The organism is Proteiniphilum sp. LBM24028, assembly GCF_056629195.1.
This window is the reverse complement of sequence record NZ_CM152817.1, coordinates 1,986,537-2,005,632: the sequence shown is the minus strand read 5'-3', so window position 1 is coordinate 2,005,632 and position 19,096 is coordinate 1,986,537. Positions and strand designations below refer to the sequence as shown.

The 19,096-nt window shown below is 44.5% G+C and carries 15 protein-coding genes; 4 read left to right on the top strand and 11 right to left on the bottom strand.

The genetic code is table 11. The features are described from left to right. Positions 1-105: 105 nt before the first annotated feature. Complete coding sequence (locus AC1HCU_RS07730) at positions 106-1,284, bottom strand: TolC family protein (RefSeq protein WP_480364898.1); 1,179 nt, start codon at positions 1,282-1,284, stop codon at positions 106-108. 8 nt (positions 1,285-1,292) lie between these two features. After that, a complete protein-coding gene (locus AC1HCU_RS07725; RefSeq protein ID WP_480364896.1) occupies positions 1,293-2,819 on the bottom strand; it encodes a DUF1846 domain-containing protein in 1,527 nt (508 codons plus the stop codon). Positions 2,820-3,559: 740 nt separating this feature from the next. On the opposite strand from AC1HCU_RS07725, the gene AC1HCU_RS07720 reads away from it, so the two are divergent. The 3 genes from AC1HCU_RS07720 to AC1HCU_RS07710 all read left to right on the top strand — a co-directional run bounded on the left by AC1HCU_RS07720 (position 3,560) and on the right by AC1HCU_RS07710 (position 8,042). Beyond that, positions 3,560-7,180, top strand: coding sequence for a hypothetical protein (locus tag AC1HCU_RS07720; RefSeq protein WP_480364894.1), 3,621 nt, complete (start codon positions 3,560-3,562; stop codon positions 7,178-7,180). A 66-nt stretch (positions 7,181-7,246) separates the two neighbouring features. Beyond that, positions 7,247-7,663: a BACON domain-containing protein gene (locus AC1HCU_RS07715; protein WP_480364893.1), complete on the top strand. Its 417-nt coding sequence runs from the start codon at positions 7,247-7,249 to the stop codon at positions 7,661-7,663. Positions 7,664-7,844: 181 nt separating this feature from the next. Then, positions 7,845-8,042 (top strand): hypothetical protein, encoded by a 198-nt coding sequence (locus tag AC1HCU_RS07710; RefSeq protein WP_480364891.1) that lies wholly within the window; start codon positions 7,845-7,847, stop codon positions 8,040-8,042. A gap of 48 nt (positions 8,043-8,090) precedes the next feature. Here AC1HCU_RS07710 and AC1HCU_RS07705 read toward each other — a convergent pair whose 3' ends face one another. The 9 genes from AC1HCU_RS07705 to AC1HCU_RS07665 all read right to left on the bottom strand — a co-directional run bounded on the left by AC1HCU_RS07705 (position 8,091) and on the right by AC1HCU_RS07665 (position 18,430). Next, the gene (locus tag AC1HCU_RS07705) at positions 8,091-10,331 is read right to left on the bottom strand and encodes a hypothetical protein (RefSeq protein ID WP_480364889.1); all 2,241 of its coding nucleotides are present in this window, start codon (positions 10,329-10,331) and stop codon (positions 8,091-8,093) included. A gap of 102 nt (positions 10,332-10,433) precedes the next feature. Then, the gene (locus AC1HCU_RS07700; RefSeq protein WP_480364887.1) at positions 10,434-11,519 is read right to left on the bottom strand and encodes a helix-turn-helix domain-containing protein; all 1,086 of its coding nucleotides are present in this window, start codon (positions 11,517-11,519) and stop codon (positions 10,434-10,436) included. 153 nt (positions 11,520-11,672) lie between these two features. After that, the gene (locus AC1HCU_RS07695; RefSeq protein ID WP_480364885.1) at positions 11,673-13,223 is read right to left on the bottom strand and encodes a 4Fe-4S dicluster domain-containing protein; all 1,551 of its coding nucleotides are present in this window, start codon (positions 13,221-13,223) and stop codon (positions 11,673-11,675) included. A gap of 23 nt (positions 13,224-13,246) precedes the next feature. Continuing rightward, positions 13,247-14,188: a DUF362 domain-containing protein gene (locus tag AC1HCU_RS07690; RefSeq protein WP_480364883.1), complete on the bottom strand. Its 942-nt coding sequence runs from the start codon at positions 14,186-14,188 to the stop codon at positions 13,247-13,249. Between the two features lie 111 nt (positions 14,189-14,299). Next, positions 14,300-16,189, bottom strand: coding sequence for a TonB-dependent receptor (locus AC1HCU_RS07685; RefSeq protein WP_480364881.1), 1,890 nt, complete (start codon positions 16,187-16,189; stop codon positions 14,300-14,302). After that, a complete protein-coding gene (locus AC1HCU_RS07680) occupies positions 16,186-16,587 on the bottom strand; it encodes a phosphoribosyltransferase (protein WP_480364879.1) in 402 nt (133 codons plus the stop codon). Before AC1HCU_RS07680 ends, AC1HCU_RS07685 begins: the two co-directional genes overlap by 4 nt. After that, positions 16,587-17,096 (bottom strand): ECF transporter S component, encoded by a 510-nt coding sequence (locus AC1HCU_RS07675; RefSeq protein WP_480364877.1) that lies wholly within the window; start codon positions 17,094-17,096, stop codon positions 16,587-16,589. Before AC1HCU_RS07675 ends, AC1HCU_RS07680 begins: the two co-directional genes overlap by 1 nt. 213 nt (positions 17,097-17,309) lie before the next feature. Next, positions 17,310-17,846 (bottom strand): hypothetical protein, encoded by a 537-nt coding sequence (locus AC1HCU_RS07670; RefSeq protein ID WP_480364875.1) that lies wholly within the window; start codon positions 17,844-17,846, stop codon positions 17,310-17,312. Beyond that, positions 17,846-18,430, bottom strand: coding sequence for a hypothetical protein (locus tag AC1HCU_RS07665; protein WP_480364873.1), 585 nt, complete (start codon positions 18,428-18,430; stop codon positions 17,846-17,848). The genes AC1HCU_RS07670 and AC1HCU_RS07665 overlap by 1 nt, the downstream gene beginning before the upstream one ends. A 145-nt stretch (positions 18,431-18,575) precedes the next feature. Here AC1HCU_RS07665 and crcB point away from each other — a divergent pair, with 145 nt between their 5' ends. Continuing rightward, positions 18,576-18,956, top strand: coding sequence for a fluoride efflux transporter CrcB (gene crcB / locus AC1HCU_RS07660; protein WP_480364871.1), 381 nt, complete (start codon positions 18,576-18,578; stop codon positions 18,954-18,956). The last annotated feature ends 140 nt before the right edge of the window (positions 18,957-19,096 follow it).

The following is a 19,096-nucleotide window of genomic DNA, read 5'->3' as shown; positions in this document are numbered from 1 at the left end:
TAAAACAACAATTACAGGTATTTGGTTGCAAAAGTAAGAGTTATTTTTATTTTTAACAAAAAAACTGATTAAAACGATGAATGGGGACTCTGTATCGGAGTGACATTATAACTCAATGGCTGTCAATTCCGCCATCGCCAGGGCATAATCGCGTTCCGCTTCCAGCATGTTATTGAAGGCATCATAATAAAACGCTGCTTCAAGCAGGTAATCCAATAATGATATCTCACCTGCATCCAGTGCTTTTCTGAGGAGCGGTTCGTTGCTGTAGGAAGAAAGTGCGTCGCGATATTTCTGTGCTGTTTCCCGTAAACCGGCCGACTGATTGAACAAGCTTTGCAGTCTGTTGTAAAATTGAATCCTGTTGTCTTCCAATGCTGACTCCGACGAAAGTACCTCTGCTTTTGCCTGTTTCACGCTGTTTTTATTTTCCCAAAGCGGGATGGAGATGCCGATTACAACACCTTGTAATTTTTCGCCCAGAATCCGCTCGGAGGCATATCCCGCACTCAATTTGGGTAACCCCTCTGCACGTCTGAGCTTTACCTGCTGTTTGCTGATGTCGACCTGCTTACTGAGATATTGCAGGGCCGGACTTTTGGATTCTGTTGCTGCGTACCATTCGTTGAAGTCTGAGGGCAGGGGAGTGATTGGTATATCTGTTTCGTTAAACTGAATCTCTTTTCCTCCGTTCAAAGATTTTAATTCATTGAGGAGTGCTTGCCGTGCAATGTCTATTTTCTCTTTCTTACTTATGCAGGAAATAAGGTTCATGTAGACCTTATTTCTCTCAATAGCGTTCACTTCTCCCAGATCGAATTTTTTCTGATAAGAGTCGGTAATGGTTTGGGCTATCTCCATTCTCCTGGTATAATCTTCAGATAACGCGTTGTTATAGGCCAGCTCAATGATGACTTGTTTGGCGCGTAGCAATGTATTGATACGTTCTGACTGATAGAGTCGATCGATATTCTGATTTTCCATACCGGCAAGCTTATTCCGGTGAGCGTAAACTGTGGGAAAATCGAAAGACTGGGTAATGCCAAAGTCGTTTTGGTTACCAATTTCAGGCGGTGTTCCCCACAGTCGCCCGAACGTTATTTCAGGATTTGGGAGCCAGATTCCTGTTTTATTGCCCAGCTTTTGTGCCTCAACCTGTTTTTGCAGCGCCTGCAGTGTGGTATTGTTGGCTTCAACTTCCTGTAATATTTTTTCTATTCCGTTTTGGGCATTGACGGGGATGAGTATACACAAAAAAAGCAGGGTAAATAATATTTTTCTCATATCGCTATTTATTCGCTCACAAATAACCGTTTACTTGAGAACAACGGATCACAAGTAAAGTTTAATTTTAATTTTCTGAGGCCGGCTTCGTCTCCCGGTGTAGGAATATGGGAGGAGTGCATTTCACAGTTGTTCAAATCGGTAAGTTTTTGCAATGCCATCTGTGCTGCCGGATTAGATATCGCGCTAATAGACAGGGCAATTAAAGTTTCTTCCACATCCAGACTCACATTTTTTCCGTTTAGGATATTCTTTTTCAGGTGAGTGACTGAGTCGATGATATTTTCCGGTAAAAGAACCATGGCATCCGGCAATCCGGCCAAATGCTTGGTCGCATTCAGGATCATGCTGGACGAGGCGTGTAACAATGATGAGTTCTTTCCCGTGACAATGGTTCCGTCGTGGAGTTCAACGGCTGCTCCGCAATAAATACCGCCATATCCCTTGCCCAAAAGTTCGGCAGTTCTGGCTGCTTCCCTAGCTGGCTTTACTACACGCCGGTCTTCATCTTTCGCCCCTACTTTTTCCATGATCTCGGTATTGCGGTCCACCGTATCCTTACCTGCCCTTCCCATGACATATTCTACAAAACTTCTTAAGTGGCGGCGTATAATTTCCTGATAGGCAGCGCGCTGGCAAATTCTGTCGTCAATGATGCCGGAACTGATCCGATTCACTCCCATGTCGGTAGGAGATAAATACATGGATGATGAGCCGGTAATTTTTTCAAGTATCTTTTTCAACAGGTCGAAGGCTTCTATATCACGGTTGTAGTTCACCGCTTTCACACCGTAGGATTTCAAATGGTGTGTATCAATCATGTTCACATCTCTCAAATCTGCAGTTGCAGCTTCATAAGCGATATTCACCAGATGATCGGGCGGCAAATCCCAGACAGGGAAAGTTTCAAATTTGGCGTAGCCGGCTTTTAATCCTTTCTTGTTATCGTGGTATAAATTACCCAAGGCCGTTGCCAGCTTGCCACTCCCCGGCCCCGGGCCTGTAACCACAACAATTGGCCTGCTGGTTTCAATATATTCGTTAGCACCATACCCCTCGTCACTGACAATTACATCCACATTTTTCGGATATCCTTTGGTGGGGTAGTGCAGATATACTTTAATACCTTTCAGTTCAAGCTTATTCTTAAATACTACGGCAGCAGGCTGACCTTCAAAACGGGTAATTACTACCGCTGCCACATAAATACCATACCATTTCAGGTCATCGATACTTTTTAATACATCCACATCGTACGTAATTCCAAAATCCGCCCTGATTTTGTTTCTTTCAATATCACCGGCATAAATGCACATGATGACATCCACCTTATCCTTCAGATTTTGAAGAAGCCTGATTTTTACATTTGGGGCAAATCCAGGCAAAACACGTGCTGCGTGGTAATCATATAGAATTTTACCTCCAAATTCGAGATACAACTTCTGGTTAAACTGGTTGACTCTTTCAAGAATTGCTTTGCTCTGTTCTTGCAGGTATTTCTCGTTGTCGAAACCTACATGACTTGTTTTTTCCATTTTCCCGAATCATACATTAAAAATTCGGACTCAAAATTACCAAAATTGTCCGGGATCTAAAGAAAATTGAACGTTTTTAGTTAATATTAAAATCCAAAATCATCTATTACCACATCCTCGACTTTTTCTTTTTTAATTTTCCGTGAGCATAGGGCAAAGATACAAACAGAAAAATACGAAACTTGTCGCGCAGACGATAATTCCGTCTATTTTTAATATATTTAACGCTCTGGATGCTTCCAACCTAATACCATTTACTACTTTACGATAATCTCCAGCCTTGTCTTTTTTCCATAGAGCTTGGTACCCCCGTATATTCGAAACCTCCCATATCTGGGGTTTGGAAGAATTCTTCTTTTTTGTAAATAATAGTTGAGTTTACTTTACTTAAATAGGTCTTATTTATTAGAAAAAGTAAAAAATGAACCTTAAAAGCAGATTGTCACAAAATAACTTTTCAATATTTTGGATTTTTTAGAGCAGTCTCATGGTTCTAATGAACAAATATTTAATCGATTAAATATAAACCCTACATATTTAGACCGGAATTTATTCAACGAAAATTGAGAAATGTTTAGTCGATGGTATATTTATACAATTTGTTAGTTTTTTCGTATGATATGATAACAAATACAAACAAGGTATGATTATTTTTGTGTAAAATCTAAGAGAATTTTGCTTAACTCATTCGTTTGAAAGATATATATGTAACATGATTCTGATTTTAACCATTTGATCCTATGAAAATAAATTATCCGTCCATTATCAGGCTCTGTTTCTCATTTCTTCTATTTACAAATTTATATAGTTGTATAGAAGAGGTAAGTCCCCCTTTTGTTCCAGGTGATCAGATACTTTTTGCCACTATCGTAGAGGAGACAAACGGCACAAGAACATCACTGAGTGATGATCCCACCAACCGAAAGGTGGATGTCTTATGGCATCCAGGCGATGCAATTGGGGTTTTTGGATCAACAAGCGGCTCTAACGTCCGCTACCAGACAACAGAGAGCGCCATTTCCAGTGATGGCAGAACCACCCAGTTCGAGACTACGGAAGCAGCCCCATCCGGCGACCTTACCGCCTATTACCCATATCAGCAGGGGGCTTCAATCACTTCAGGTGCGGGGATGCAGCTTACAATGCCGGCAACACAGGGTTATGTCGCCAGCCAGACCGGTATTGTGAGACCCGATGCAACGGCCAACATGATGGTTGGTAAAGGGAAAGATGGCAACATTGCGTTTCGCAATCTGTTCACCATGCTGCGCGTTGGTATTGCCGGCCCGGAGGGGCAATCGGTAAAACAGGTTGTTTTTACCGACCTGTCGGGCAAACCGGTTTCGGGTGCTTTTTCCGTCATCTGGAATGATGATCTGCCTGAAACCATCTTTCCGGAAAGTGGAAGCGGCAATAATCTCCGGATTGTACTTGACTGCAAGGATGCGGTTCCTCTTGCCGAGAATAAGATAGCCAAATTTTATCTGATTGTACCTGCCCGTAATTATGAAAAGGGGTTTCAACTGGATTTTATCCTTGACACAGGAGGAAAGATCACCAAAACAATAGGGGCTACCGGGGGAAAGAATCTGCAACGGAACAGGCTTTATCCTGTAGGAGATCTTTTTCCTGATCAGGAAGATAAAATCAGCTACAAGATGCATTCACAAGCTTCCGTCATCAATGAAGAGCGGTACGACCTGATTCGCAATGCTTCACTCAATTTGGAGAACAATCAACTAACTTTAACAGTCGGGAATGGATTTGCACCCAAGGTAGATGAGATGATCCTGATCAACCGTACCTCGAAGGCACTCCCCAACGGGTATGTTGGAAAAGTGAAAACAATCAGCGGGGAGACGGTGGTGCTGGAGCCGGTGACCGAAATCACCGAGGTCTTCGAGGAACTCAGGATTGGTGATCCTGTCTGGAGCAACAGCGGGGGTACGCCTATTGGCGGAGGATATGCAATCGACCTGACCCAGTACATCACCTCCATTGAGAGACCCGACGGTAAACCGGTGGAATACACTGTTGACGGCTCATCCATTTCGATGGAGGTTCCCATCACCCGTGCGGAGGCAGAGGTGGATACAAAATTCAGCATGCCGGCATTGAGCCACGCCTTCAAGATTGACGACGGGAAAAATGCCAACAACAGCTGTGCCCTCAAGCTGGGTGTGCAGATGGATCTGGCAATGTATTTCCATATCCTTATTCAGGGATGGAGCCTGAAAGACCTGCACTGTCGTGTCAATCCCACGGTGAATCTCTCTTCCGAGTTCAATATTGACTGGGTATCGGATTCCGATCGCTTCGGTACCGAAATACCGTTTATCATTATCCGTACTGCCCCCATACCGGCCGGACCTGTGATGATTATCCCCCTGATCGAGTTTTTCCTCACCTTTGACCTGGAGGGCAAGGTGAGTCTGACTGCACAACTCACCTATAGCAAGGAGTTCTCGTTCGGAATGGCCTACAGGAATGGTGAGCTTAGCAACTACAGTCAGGTGGAACAACAGGAGGCCGACGCATCGCCACTGACATTCACACCCAAGGTACAGGTGGAAGGCAGTTTCGCAGCCGGGATCGCTCCCAAGGTGGGCTTCTCGCTCTGGGAGATCATACGTCTGGATACACGTGTCTACACCAAGGTGAAGAGTGGTGCCAACCTGAATTTCGACTTTGGATCTCCCTCCTTCGACCCCTCAATCTATAATGCCATCAGTGGCTCCAAGCTTTTTTCACAACTGGAGTTGTTCATGAAAGGGGGTGTTTTCGGATGGAAGAACAGGGAGCTGGCCACAACAGAAAGCAATACCCTGGAGTATCCCATCTGGGAAGCTTATTTCGTTCCCAAGATGGAAAAATTCTCAATCACTGCCGGGGGAGGAGAGATGGAGATCGCACTGGATATTTCCAACAAGCTCTTCTTTGACAGCGAGATCGGGATGAATATCTATGAAAAAGATGAGAAGAGCGGCAAGTTTACGGTAGAGGTCGGGAAAATGGAGTTGGGTGAATACAGCCGACCTCCTGCCGGTGAGAACAAGTATCAACTAAGGATGAAGGAATCCACCAGCCTGCCCCCCGGCAAGGAATACGAAGCCTGCCTGACGGTAAAGCTCGATGCTCCAGGGGGGCCCTACACCCTGGAAACAGATGTGCGCACGCGTTTCATCCCTCAGGAGGCCAGCATGACTCTGACCACCTCCAAAGCGGTAGGAAGCAAGATCGGATTGAGCATGTTGTCCAAATATGCCGGTTCAACCGGCGAGCAGCGTCTAAAGGTGTGGATCGACCTGAATAACAACCGAAAAGAGGATGCGGGAGAGCTGGTCAACTCTGATCTATCGTATGTGGAGTATACCATCCAGTCACAAACGGTCACCATCTACGGACCCGTCGTGAATTTCTCCTGTTATGGTAATCAGCTTACCTCACTGGATGTCACCAGGAATGCCGTTCTGGAGTCGCTCTACTGCTATGAGAATTTACTCACCTCCCTCGATGTGAGCAACCTCCCATCACTGGAGTACCTCGGATGTCACGACAACAGTCTGACAACCCTCAATGTAAGCGGTGCAACCATGTTAAGATCAATCACCTGTCACAACAACCAGCTTGTCACCGTGAATACAGGTAATTTGACGAAATTGGAAATGTTCCGTTGTGCCAATAACCGCATCACCTCGCTGGATATGACCAGGAATGAGTATTTGACAACATTGGATTGTGAAAGAAACCAGCTTGTTACACTGGATGTAAGCAAGAACAAGAAACTGATGCGACTCACCTGTACGGATAACCAACTGACAACCCTGAATACCAGCAACATTCCCGCATTGACGTGGCTCTCCTGTGGAAATAATAGACTTACCTCACTGATGCTGAATAATCCGGCATTGAAGGAGTTGTCGTGTCAAAACAATCAGCTGGGGTCGTTCAATATCATACCCTCCACTGCACTCACTTTCCTCAATTGTGCGAGAAACAATCTGACCACACTTGTTATTAGCCACAATACGGCGCTGACCTATCTCTATTGTGCCTTTAACCAGCTTACCACGCTGGATGCCAGCTCAAACAGAGCACTTCCTGCACTCAATTGTTCCTTTAACCAGCTGGTTTCATTGGTCGTTTCAGATCAAGGGGTGATTAAATCAATAGATTGTGAATCGAACCGTCTCAGGGGAACGGCCATCACGGAACTGATCACATCCCTGCCGGATCGTACTGGAGAAAACGCGGGAACCGTCGATTTTGGACTGACTTTCGAGGGTGATGTAGCTGGTGAGAATAATTTTACCAGAACGGACGAGCAGAATGCCAGAAAAAAGAACTGGTACCTCTACTAAATAAAGAAGAGAGTGAAAATCTTGTGATGTTGCTTGCATTTATTGTAATAGAAAAAAAAGAAACCGATGAAAACAGATTTTTTGATCCATGTTGTGATATTGCTGACGGCTCTTTTCTTATCCTGTAGTAGTGAACCGGGAGTGGATGTGCCGGAAGAAGAGAATGAGCAACCGGTGCTGACCGTTTCCGCCGCCCAAACCATCAACGTATCAGCAACCGGTGGCAGTTCCGTGATTTCGGTCTCAACCAACCAGGGCTCATGGAGTGCCGGTTCCAATCAAACGTGGTGCAAGATAAGTGACAAAACGGCGGGTCAATTTACAATCGCGGTGGATCCCAATGGTACTGCTGTTGCACGTGATGCCACAGTAACAGTCACTGCGGGCGCTGCACTCCCGCTGCAAATTATCGTGAACCAGCGTGCAAACACTTCACAGGATAGTGAGGATTTCGGTTATGGTGATGAGCAGAAATGGGATTGATATGTTGACAAAACAGGCAACTACAGATAGATGTTGGTCTCTCCGGTAATGTTAAAATCGATGGGAAGTGAAAAATCAGATAGTTTAAATCTCAGATTATTGCAAGGAATATCTTATTTTTACAATATGAATGGGTACAAGAGATAACCGGTTTGTTTATCACGATTAAATCAAAAAATCAATGGAATCAACAGCACAAAAATGTAATGATTGTCCCCTGAGGGCGAAGTATGACCGTAAACCCAGGTCGTTCGCAGGTCGTTTCTGGCGGTGGCACATTAACTTCTGTCCCGGTTGGAAAGCCTATTTTTCCTCCCTGACACCAGAAGAGAAAGATTTGGTCAGAGAGAAGTACCATTATAAAAAGCAGACTGCCTGAGGGACGGTCTGCTTTTATCGGTTCTGAGCAGTCAGTTGAGCTCCCTGACTATCTTGTATCCAGGATCACACTGATCGACCACTTCGTGTTTGGTTTCCAGGAACTAACCTCTTTTTTCTTCCAGCCATCCCAGGTCATCTCCTCGAGGGTGTTGCCAAAAGCAGTGATAAAGTTCTCAATACTGCCGTCACTTTGTGATGCACCAAAGCGGTAGCTCCGGTTGTTGCCGTCGGTATAGGTTTTTATGTAGGGGACATCCTTAAAACTGAGTGTGTAACTCTGTTTCTTTGTCAACGCCCCACTTCGGTTGTAAATGTTGCTGACGTTGGATGCTGTTCCCTTGATTATTTTCAGCGACTTGGCATCCATTTCCAGGGTAATCTCCCAGCTACAATCTCCATTGTCGAAGATATTGCTCCAGGTATTGGTATATGTTGATGAGGAGGTGAAAATTATTTTGTCCTTTACATAGCGGGAAGTCCCCTTCATTTCTTCAAAAGGTACAACCAACTCGTCGGCGAATGTCGCAGAATAGAACCCGCTGTAATTGTTTAATTCATCGATTGTCAGTTTAATCTTTCCGATTGCGAACTCCAGCTTCTCTTCCAGCCGTACGGTCATGGTCACGTCACTCTCCTTGTTGAAAGGGTGATAGTAGACCACGAAGAGCATATCTTTCTTCTCCTGGAGTGCCGCTACCTCTTCATACTGATAGGAGTCGAAAAACTCATCCACAAAGATGATCTCCTTTTTTTCATTGTCGTAGCGATATAGTTCACAGATCTGTCCTTTGCCGCCATCCATTCCGCCTTCCACCTTGATGGAGAGGGTAACCTTGTCGGGTAGCTTGTAATCAGGATCGATGCTGATTCGTTCAATGAATGTGGAATGAGGTTTGATACCAATAGGTTCATTACTTTTCACCTCATTCATGCTGTTGATGAACATCTTGCTGCGACCGATTCCCTGCAAAAGTTCCTTTACACCGTTGGCACGGATATAATCCTTGAGAAAGATTCCATACTCGATGAAAAGATCGGGAAATGCATCATCGAATGCATCATACACAGAGGTTGCACCGGCCTCCTGTTGTTTGTGCAGATTCACTATCTTGTCGTTGCCGTAACGATTGGCCATCCAGCGGACTAACCCGGCCATTCCATAGCCGTGGGAACCCTTATCTTCTCCTTCCAGCGGAGAGAAACCCTCCAGGGGGCAAAACTGGTTCCCATATTGCACGGAGGAGATCCCCTCCACGTAGAGGCTTTCCGCCCAGACGGCTACAGCCTCATCCATCCAAAGGAAATCACCTCCCATAAACGATTTGGTTACCACCCACCGGGGATCGTAATAGTATTGTACGAAGTGAGTCATCTCATGCATGACGGTGCGTTTGATCTCTTCTTTCTCTGATAGCTTCTGGCTGTTGATCACCAGCGAGTTCCAATCACTGCTGTAGCGGGAGGGAATAAAATAACCATAGGCATCCGCACCGTTCAGTTGCTTCACCTCCACCTGGATCTGTTTGTTCCGTTTCGAAAAACTGAATCCAATCGCTTCCAGCCGTTTGATGGCTTCCTCCACATGCAGTGCGATATCCCTGCTCTCTTCGTGATAGTAGCGGGGAGCAAATACCACACATTTCTGCTCAGCGGTGATGGCCCGGCTCTCAGAATCATCTGAGGTCTGATAATCCTTTACCAGCCCTACAATCAGTTCGCCTGCATCAGTGGAAATTTCTTCAAACGGCTCCAGCGTAGCTGTATAAGAATCACCCTCTTTCACCCCTTTGATCCATAGCGTGGAAGCACTCTCCTGCTGTGAACTGATCTCCACACCCGGAGCTGAGAAGCGGAAGTATACATCTCCCTGGGTGATCTCTGCATTGGCAGGTAGTTCCATCTTCAGGGGTTTGGAGAAGTTGCGCGGGAGCTTGATCTTGTAATAGGGGGAAGCCTCAAACTCTCCCATCACCACGCCACTGGCTTGTGTCGTAATTTCCATGGTGACAGACGTAGTGAATGCATCGGCCGGGACGACAATTGTGATTTTGTCCTTGAAAATTTTTCCTCCCGATTTATCCACTTTGTTGTTTTCTTCCGGACCTGTGTCTCCTGGCTTTTCTTCATTGGGGGGGTCCTGCTTACCCTTTTCTTCCGGGATCTTGTTGATCTCTTCCGGACTACTACATTGTTGTATGGTTACAGTGAAAAACAACAGGAGCAGTGTGCTCAGAAGGATGCTTTTATTTCTTGTCCCTTTTTTTGCGGTTTGTCTAAATGAAGTCATAGTATGATTATTTTGTTGTGCTTTGCAAGAAAGGAAATTTTATCAATGATCACACTAACAAACAAACAAAAAAGAATAACAAATCGTAAAAAAAGAACAATGTTATTTTGAAGCATTTTGGTGAAGCCACCGATTGGGGGTGGTACCGGTAATTTTCTTGAAGTTCCGGTAAAAGGAGACTTCGTTGGCAAACCCCGATTGTTCACTGATTTCGATCATGGAGGGAGCGGATGCGGAATCGGTCATCATGCTCTGTGCATACCCTATGCGATATCGGTTGATATAATCTGAAAAAGATAACCCCAGTTCCTGGTTAATGTGATTTGAAACATAGGTCCTGTTGCTACCCAGATGAATGGCAATATCGGAAATGTGTAAATCTTTCTGCCTGAAAAGCTGTTCTTCTTCCATCAGTCGCTTCAAACGAATGTCGAGGATGGTTGTGTCTGGATTGCTGGTCCTCTCTGTTTCGGTTTCCTCCATGCAGATATAATCAGCTTCCTTACAGAAATCTGTCGCGCTGAAATGTAGAGTGTAGGCCATGTAGCTGACCAAAAAAAGCATGCTTCCAAAAATGAGTGATGGGATTACCAGAAACCACGACTCGCGGATAAAGAACTCCCTGCCCAGCAGGTTGGCAGTGCTCGAGAAGATGGCGAACAGTATAAAAATTAGCAGTAATTTTTGTACCTGAGCCAGGGTCCTGTTTTCGGTGTCGGCATAATAATTGGAAACCTCCCGGTTGAACCGGGACAGCTTCTGATGCCCATAAAACGCAACCGGAAGCAGCTGCAGGATAAACAGTACCTTGGTGGCTTTAATTCTGACATTCTGAGCCTGTTCGGCAAAGGAGAGAAAAAATAAACCATCGGTTTTCTGAAAAAAATGATGATTTACAAAACTGATTCGCTCCGCTTCATTCAGCATACCATAGAAAATAACAGACAGCACACTGACAATCAGTGCTGGCAGGAGGACCCAATAATTCCTCAGACTAAACTGTCTGATGCTGGTAAGTCTGCAAATATAGAGATAGTAGAGCGGATAAACCGCCAGGGAGCAGAAGGTGTAGAAACTCTCAATCAGACTGTAGAGATAGATATAGCGATGAAAATAAACCGCGTGTGAGAAATAGAGAAAAGTACATGCCAGCAAGAAGTATGTAAAGAATTTTTTAGCTGGATCCACATGTTTCTTTTGGATGATAAATAATATCAGCCAAAAGAAACAAACGTAAAACGGTAAACCAGAAAAAAAATTCTGTAACATACGCGCCCTGTTTTCTTCTCAATACTTGTCTTTATCTGGTATTATGCAAGTAAACATACAATGATTTTACGCTCAGAATCCAAAATCATCTATTACCACATCCTCGACTTTTTCTTTTTTAATTTCAACGGTGTTTTGGATCGCCAATCCTTCCACATAAATGGCTTTAAAAGGAATGGCAGGACAAACATATTCGCATCCGCCACATCCGACGCAGATAGAAGTATCTGTTTCCGGAATGGTGAGTACGCCCTTGTAGGGAACCATGCGGACTGCCTGGGTGGGGCAGTGTTCCGAACATGCCCCACAACTTGTTTCATCGTAGTAAACAATGCAGTTTTCGATGATAAACTGCACTTGTCCCATCTGTGTATGATTTTTTTCTTCTTTTGTCAGTGGTTGTATTGCTCCTGTTGGGCATACATCGCCACAGATGATGCAGTCGTAGTTGCAAAACCCCCGATCGAAATAGAGCTTGGGTTGCATAATTCCCCCCGGGCCATATTCCAGGAAAGCAGGCTTTATCACATGACTGGGACACTTGCTCACACAAAGATGGCAGGAGATACATTTCTCCCGCAGGTGATCAAAGGAGGCAGCTCCCGGAGGAGCAATAGGCACCTGTCTTTTAAGTTCTCTCTTAGGAAGGAGCCCGTTGGAAACTTCCTGCGCAAAGAGTTTCCCCGCAGCCAGGCCCATGACAAGCGAAGCAGACAAAAACCGGCGTTTGGATTCGTTTACTGGCAGATTCTCCTTTAGATAAGTGTAGGCAGGTATGGTACTGGCAGCCTTTGTTTTCTTTGGCCTGATAAAGGAATATTTCATTGCATTGCGATTACAGCTTTCAATACAGTTGAAGCAGGTAATGCACCGACTGTAATCGATTTCCTTATTCTTTGAATCGATACATGACGCTTTGCATTTCATGGTACAGAGACCGCACATATTACATTTATCGTTCAGGAAGCCGACTTTAAACAGCGAATATTTGCTTAATAAGCCGAGTGTTGTGCCCACCGGACAAATTGTGTTGCAATAAGTCCTGCCATTACGCCAGGCCAGATAGCCAATCACACCGAGGGTAATAAGGGCGGTTATCGATGAAAAGATACTCAACGAGTAAATACTTACCTTATAAAATAAGTAATTATTAAAGGAGGTAAAGATGGTTTCCAGTAAATTGTTGCCCGCGAGGTAGGCCGGACGAAACAAGTGTGTGACCATTCTTCCGTATGCTCCGTAGGGATCGAGTAATCCCACCAGAAAGGTAAATCCGAAAATGAATGCAACAACCGTGGCAACCAGGATACTCCAGCGGAGGATACTTTTAGCCTTGCTGTAGGTATATTTTTTTTTCCGGATGAACTTCTTTGACAGCCATGCTATTATATCCTGATAAATACCCATCGGGCAGATGGATGAACAATATACCCTGCCAAAAAGTAACGTGAGAAACAGCAGGGATATAAGAACCAGAATGTTGACAGCCAACAGTGCGGGTATGAACTGAATCTCCGCCAGAAAGCCCACACTTTCCGGAAGAAAATCCCTGAAGTCAAGAAAATAAAGAGTAATCAGGGAGAAAAGCAAAAGAGACAGAATAACACGGATTTTCTTTAACATGATACGATGGCTTCTTGAAGGGTCTATATTCGAAACCGTTTTATATTCAGGCTCTCGAGATTCATTGTTCCCACTCCCAGTTCCTGACCTTTGGAGATATGGGTCACTTTCTCAAGTGGCATCTCCCGTGCCTGGTTGAAGAAGTTGGCCGCAGCCGTATCGGCAGCGATGATATCCTGTGATATAAAAAGACCTTTCGAGAGTACCACGTCTGCGGGTGATTTTCCTCTGGGACCGCTGGTTTTCATCAGCCGGTAGGCATCCACCACGTTCAGGACAGGACGTTTGGCATAGGTACATACATCGGCAATGCACTGCTGCAGGTCGTTGGCATGAAAAAACCTCCTGTCCCACACGATACCCATGTAATTTTTCATGGAGATGGTCAATTGTGCACCTCCGTGATTTTTAAGTACGGGCACATTAATCCATTTGTCGCTGTCTACGATGGCCTGATGAATTTTTGCACTCTTGAGACTTTTCCCTTTGGGGATGCTGACGGATTTATAATAGGATTCCTGGTGTGCAGGTACCACTTTTGCTCCGGCCTTTTTCGCCGCCTCCTCTATACCGCTGTTGCTGTATGCTTTACGCCAATCGTCGCAGGTGTGATCAAAAACGGTTACTTCCGACGCGCCGGCATCGAAACAATGTTTGATGATCTCCGCCACCAGTTTCGGGTTGGTGTTGGCTGCCATTTCAACCGGCTGATCCCACCCGATATTGGGTTTGACACATACTTTGTCGCCTTTGCTGATGAAGGTTTTCATTCCTCCCATCTCTGCAATGGCTTTGCGGAACATCGCTTCGGGTTCACCGCCCATTACCGCAATCAGATCATATTTTGGTGCAGCATGGGTCGTCTCGAACGACTGGGCAAGAATGCTCATCGCGTCAGCATCCTTGATGGTGGTGATTGCCGCTCCGGTGAGGGCTATCGTCCGTAAAAAGTTTCGTCTGTCCATATAATTAAATTTTGTTTTATTGATTTTCCAGTGATCGGTTCTGATTATCTCAAACTTATATTGATTACCTGCGTTATGCTGACAAGCACAGGCAGGATAGCCACAGACTATTCAAATATTTATCCGTAATCCTCCGAAAACGGTGGCGCTTGGCATCGGGTATCCGGCATTGATCTCATAATCCCTGTTGAGAAGATTCTCTCCTCTTAAAAAAAAGTTCAGCCAGTCGGATGCTTTATAATTGATGCGTGCATTCCATAACAGGGCATTTTCTTTTACTGGCTCAGGATTTACCTTTGTGTAGAGAGTCCCCAGGTACTGCAAGCCGGTGGCAAGATTCCAGCGACTTATAAAATAATCTCCACTCACGTACAGTTTATGTTCGGGTGCTCCCGCTATTTTATAGGTCATATCCAGCAGACTATAGTTTGCCGAGAAAAGGAAGTGACTTGTTACCCGATAGTTAGCCGAAAGTTCAAAGCCTTTGTTCTCGATATTGCCAGTGTTTTCCCATTTTCCAACATTCGGTTGTGGCTGCCGGATGATGTTATCTCCCTTGATATAGAAGAGGTTCAGGCCAAAACTTACTCTTGTTTCAGGAAACGATTGCAGCAGGGATATTTCATAGTTCATTAATCGTTCCGGCTTCAGTTCCGCGTTTTGGGGTGGAAACATATACATTTCGCGGATGGTGGGATTTCGGAACCCCTTGCTGGCGATCGCCTTTATGGAGGTTGTTACAGTAGGGGTAAAGCTGAGTCCCAGTTGCGGAATCCACTCCGACCCGCTTATTTCGTGGTGATCAAGCCGTATGCCGGCGTTCATGGTAAGCCGTTCACCCAGCACACTCTGTTGCAGATTCAGGTAGCCTGCTACATCGTTGAGATGCACATTGGCCAGATCTACATTATCCGCTTCATTGGGGAACCTGTTCCAGGCTTTACCGCCGAAACGCTGAAAATCGAACCCGGCAGTTGTCCTGTTCCCTTCAAAGAATGAATAAGACTGATAGGCTGAAAACCCAAACATTTGATCTTCTGAACGAAAACGATATATAGGCGGTGAAGCGGATGAAAGAATGGATATCCCGTCGTTTATCTCGTGAGAGCCAAAATTATAGAAAAATTTAATCGCTCCCGACATGTTGGCATATTCATTTTCCAATACTGCAGAAGCCATGCCGCGCAAAATATCGGCATCGTTATCAATCATAGGGTTTGAAATGGTTCCAGGATTTGAACTCAGTGTTTTCGACAGATTCACATCCACGAAACTACTCCAGTGTCGTGTAAAGTAATATCCCGCTTTGGCATACCCGTTGAATTGTTCAAAGTCCATATTTTCACGATGCCCGTCGGAGCGGTTATAACCCAGGTTCCCGTTTATATGAAACTGATTCTTTCTGAATCCGGTTGAAACTTCCGCACTTAGCGTGTTGTAGCTTCCATAGGAAAGCTGTGCCGACTGATGACTGCCGTCAGTTTTCTGTTTTTTGGTGATGATATTGATCACACCCCCCATCGCATTGGAGCCATAAAGCACCGAGGCAGGGCCCCGTACCACCTCTACCCGTTCGGTCATCACCGACTGGTAGCTGTCGGCCAGCGGATGTCCCATTAACCCCATGTACTGCGGGTGCCCGTCGATCAGCACCAGCACTCCTGCAGTGGGCGCACCGCCGATGCCACGGATACTTATCCCGCCGGCTGCTCCTGCTGCCACACCGTATCCCATTATACCCCTATGTGAGATAAATAGTCCGGGTACCTCTTCAGTAAGCAGAGGAAGGAGAGAGGGTTGCATTCTCTCGGCAATTTTTTCTTCCGAGATTACCGTGATGCTCATTGGTACGTTTCGGAGATTTACTTTTGGCATGGTGCCGGTGACAATCACCTCGTCCAGGCGTACAGTATCGTTTCTTTCTGCAGGATGTCTGTTTTCGGCCGGTAATGGGATTGTAGCCAGCAGGCACATGCCTATGAAAACGATGGATTTCTTCATACTATCCAGGGAAATTTAAAACAGGTCTCGTTGTAAAGTGAATAATCGGCTTTTCCGTTTACAGCAAAGGTCTTTATAAGCTTTGCTCCATGTAAAAGATCGATGGCAAATTGTACAGTCGCCCCTGTTTTCACACGGTCCTCCACCAGTAGTACAGTCTTGTCCCTGTATTCGAAGTCAATTGGTGCCACCAGTTGTGGAGTATCGTACTTCGGTTTCTGGCCGGGGTCGCGCAAATTTATTTTTAATAGTTGTATCTCTATGTTTAGTCGCTGATTGATGATCGCAGCAGGTATTATACCTCCGTTGGCAATAGCAACAATCAGATCAAATGTTTCATGAAATGAGGTCTCACGAAACCTTTGCATCACTTCTTCGAATGATTTTTCTCCGATCATCACACTTTAGCCAATGCTCTTAGCACAAAATAACCGCCCAAAAGCTGGATGATCATGCCAGGCAGACCAAGCCGAAAATCCTGGACGGCAACAGCGAAATTCTGTGTGATAGCCCATTCAACGCCGGTGCCGATCATCTGGTAAGCGAGGATGGCGAGCAGGATACCCTCCAACGACACTTTTCCGAAGTGCTTGGCAGCCATGGAGGCAGCAACAGCCAGGATGGCCGATTTAATGATGATGGCGGGCAACACTGCCACGGGAGGCATCCCGAAGAGCAGGCTGTTAGCCAGGGGGGAGAGGATTGCCGTAATTAATCCCACATGAATGCCATATTTGTAGGCGGCAATCAGCGTGAAGAAATAAATGGGCAGAAAAATAAATCCACCCTGCGGCACAAGATGTGCCAGCTGTGGCAGCAGCAGGTTACCGGCAATGAAAATAGCCGCGAACAGATAAGTCTTTGTGTTGGCAAGGTTGAGCGTGTACAATCTGGCTGTTGTTGACATAGTAAGTTTTAATTATATTGTTGTTATAGTATATATTATTCTTCGTACAAACATTTTACATAACTTACAAAACTATGCATAAAAAGTCGTATTCTGAGGAGTTGGGTTGTTATTTTTTATTTAAAAAATAAAAAATAGAAATATGAAATGTTTACAGGAAATCATTCAAAAATGCATAGGCAGAAATAAATTCTCTTATTTGTATTTTAATCTTCAAAATAATTTATATGTGGCTTTAAATTCGATGTTAGTGTTCCATGATAAATAGCTGTTCGAGGCAAAATAATCATCGGAACGTGGATCATCAGGTTGTTTCTCCTTGGTTTCATACTTTGAGAAAATAAGGTCTGTCGCTGCTTTGGCCGACAATAGTAGGTGAGGTGATACATAGTAATATGCATTCAGAGATAATGTTGAATGGGAATGGCGATATTCCTGTTTGGTTTTGTATCGAGTGTCTGAGATGAGTGTATTCCGGTTTGCAATGTCTCTGTATAACTGTTCTTTGATACTTAGTTGTAAATGTGTCCGGGTATTGGGGTAGTATCCAAGGCCGTATGTAACCGACAAATTTATTGTTTTGGTTTTATTATCTCCCTTACGTTCATTTCTGTACAAATAGTATAGCGATGTTTCCACAGAGTGTTGCCAGGAGAGACGAAACGGTTTTTCATAAATAAACGAGGTTCCTAAACTGAATCGGGGAGATGCTGCTTTGTATGGATCTTGTTTGATTTCATCTTTGGTCACTACGCTGTGATTAAAATAATTTTGATATTGTGAATGAATAATAAACTCTTTTCCTGATTTTCTTTCAAATAAATCTCCGTAAAGCCACAAGTCGTAGAGTGTGGTGAAATAAGTTGCGTCAGGTGTCGTGAGATAATTTCCCGATACAAGTAATCGCTCATCTGTTTGGCATCTTTTTCAAAGAAAGAACCGTTGATATATAGATTGGATATGGTTTTTCTTGTGTTGATATGGAAGCGAAAATTTGAAAACTGATTTATTTCAAACAGATGCTTATCTTCTTTTTCAGCTTTCAACTGTCCGATCAGGTCAAATTCAAGTGAACGCCTTTTGATATCGGGAGTATAATAATCTTTCAGCGGATAGTCCCGGTAATCCTGCGCCCTGTCTTTAGAGGTCAGAAATTCGCCGGTCACATGTACGCTGTCGGCGTTGGGAGCCATTAAACGAAACGCAACGTTGTTGTCGGCATAAACCCCCGGATGGACTATTTCCCGTTTCTCTCCAGGAAGGAGATTTCCCCGTGCTTGCAGCTGAGGTGACAATATCAAGATTGCCAAAATAATAAAATAGTGTGTTTTCATTTGTGATTCAAATTTTTAAATTTCATCAGTTTGTTGTACAAAGACGATACGAATATAGCGATTCATTTTGAATTAATCACTTTGCAGGAGAGGCTATTTATCCCGTTTTATCAATATCTTTGCAATTGACTAAACTATACACATTATGTGGAAAGATTTGCTCCTTGTGGGAATCGGTGGCGGTATTGGGAGTATGCTTAGATTTGTTACTTCCCGACTTGCAGTCCGCTTTATACATCATGAATGGCTGTTTGTGGGCACCTTCATCGCCAATGTTGTAGGATGTTTGCTGATTGGTTTGTTTTCCGGCTTGATATTGTCGCATCATACTTATAATCAATCGTTTCGTCTTATGATGATTGTAGGTTTCTGCGGTGGTTATACCACATTCTCAGCTTTTGCCTTTGAAAATCTGCGTCTGATTGAGATGAATCAATGGGGATTGTTTACTCTTTATACCTCCGCGAGTATTGTTCTTGGACTCTTGTCGGTATGGGCCGGTATGAGGCTGGGACATTTAATGTAAAAAAGACGAGGCTGTCTCAAAATAAAATTTAATCTCCTGAGAAATGAATATTGGGATATGTTCTCAGTATAGATATCCGAATAAAAAGAGGGTGAAATCACAATTTGTGATACACCCTCGCATGATAAAACTTTCCGATT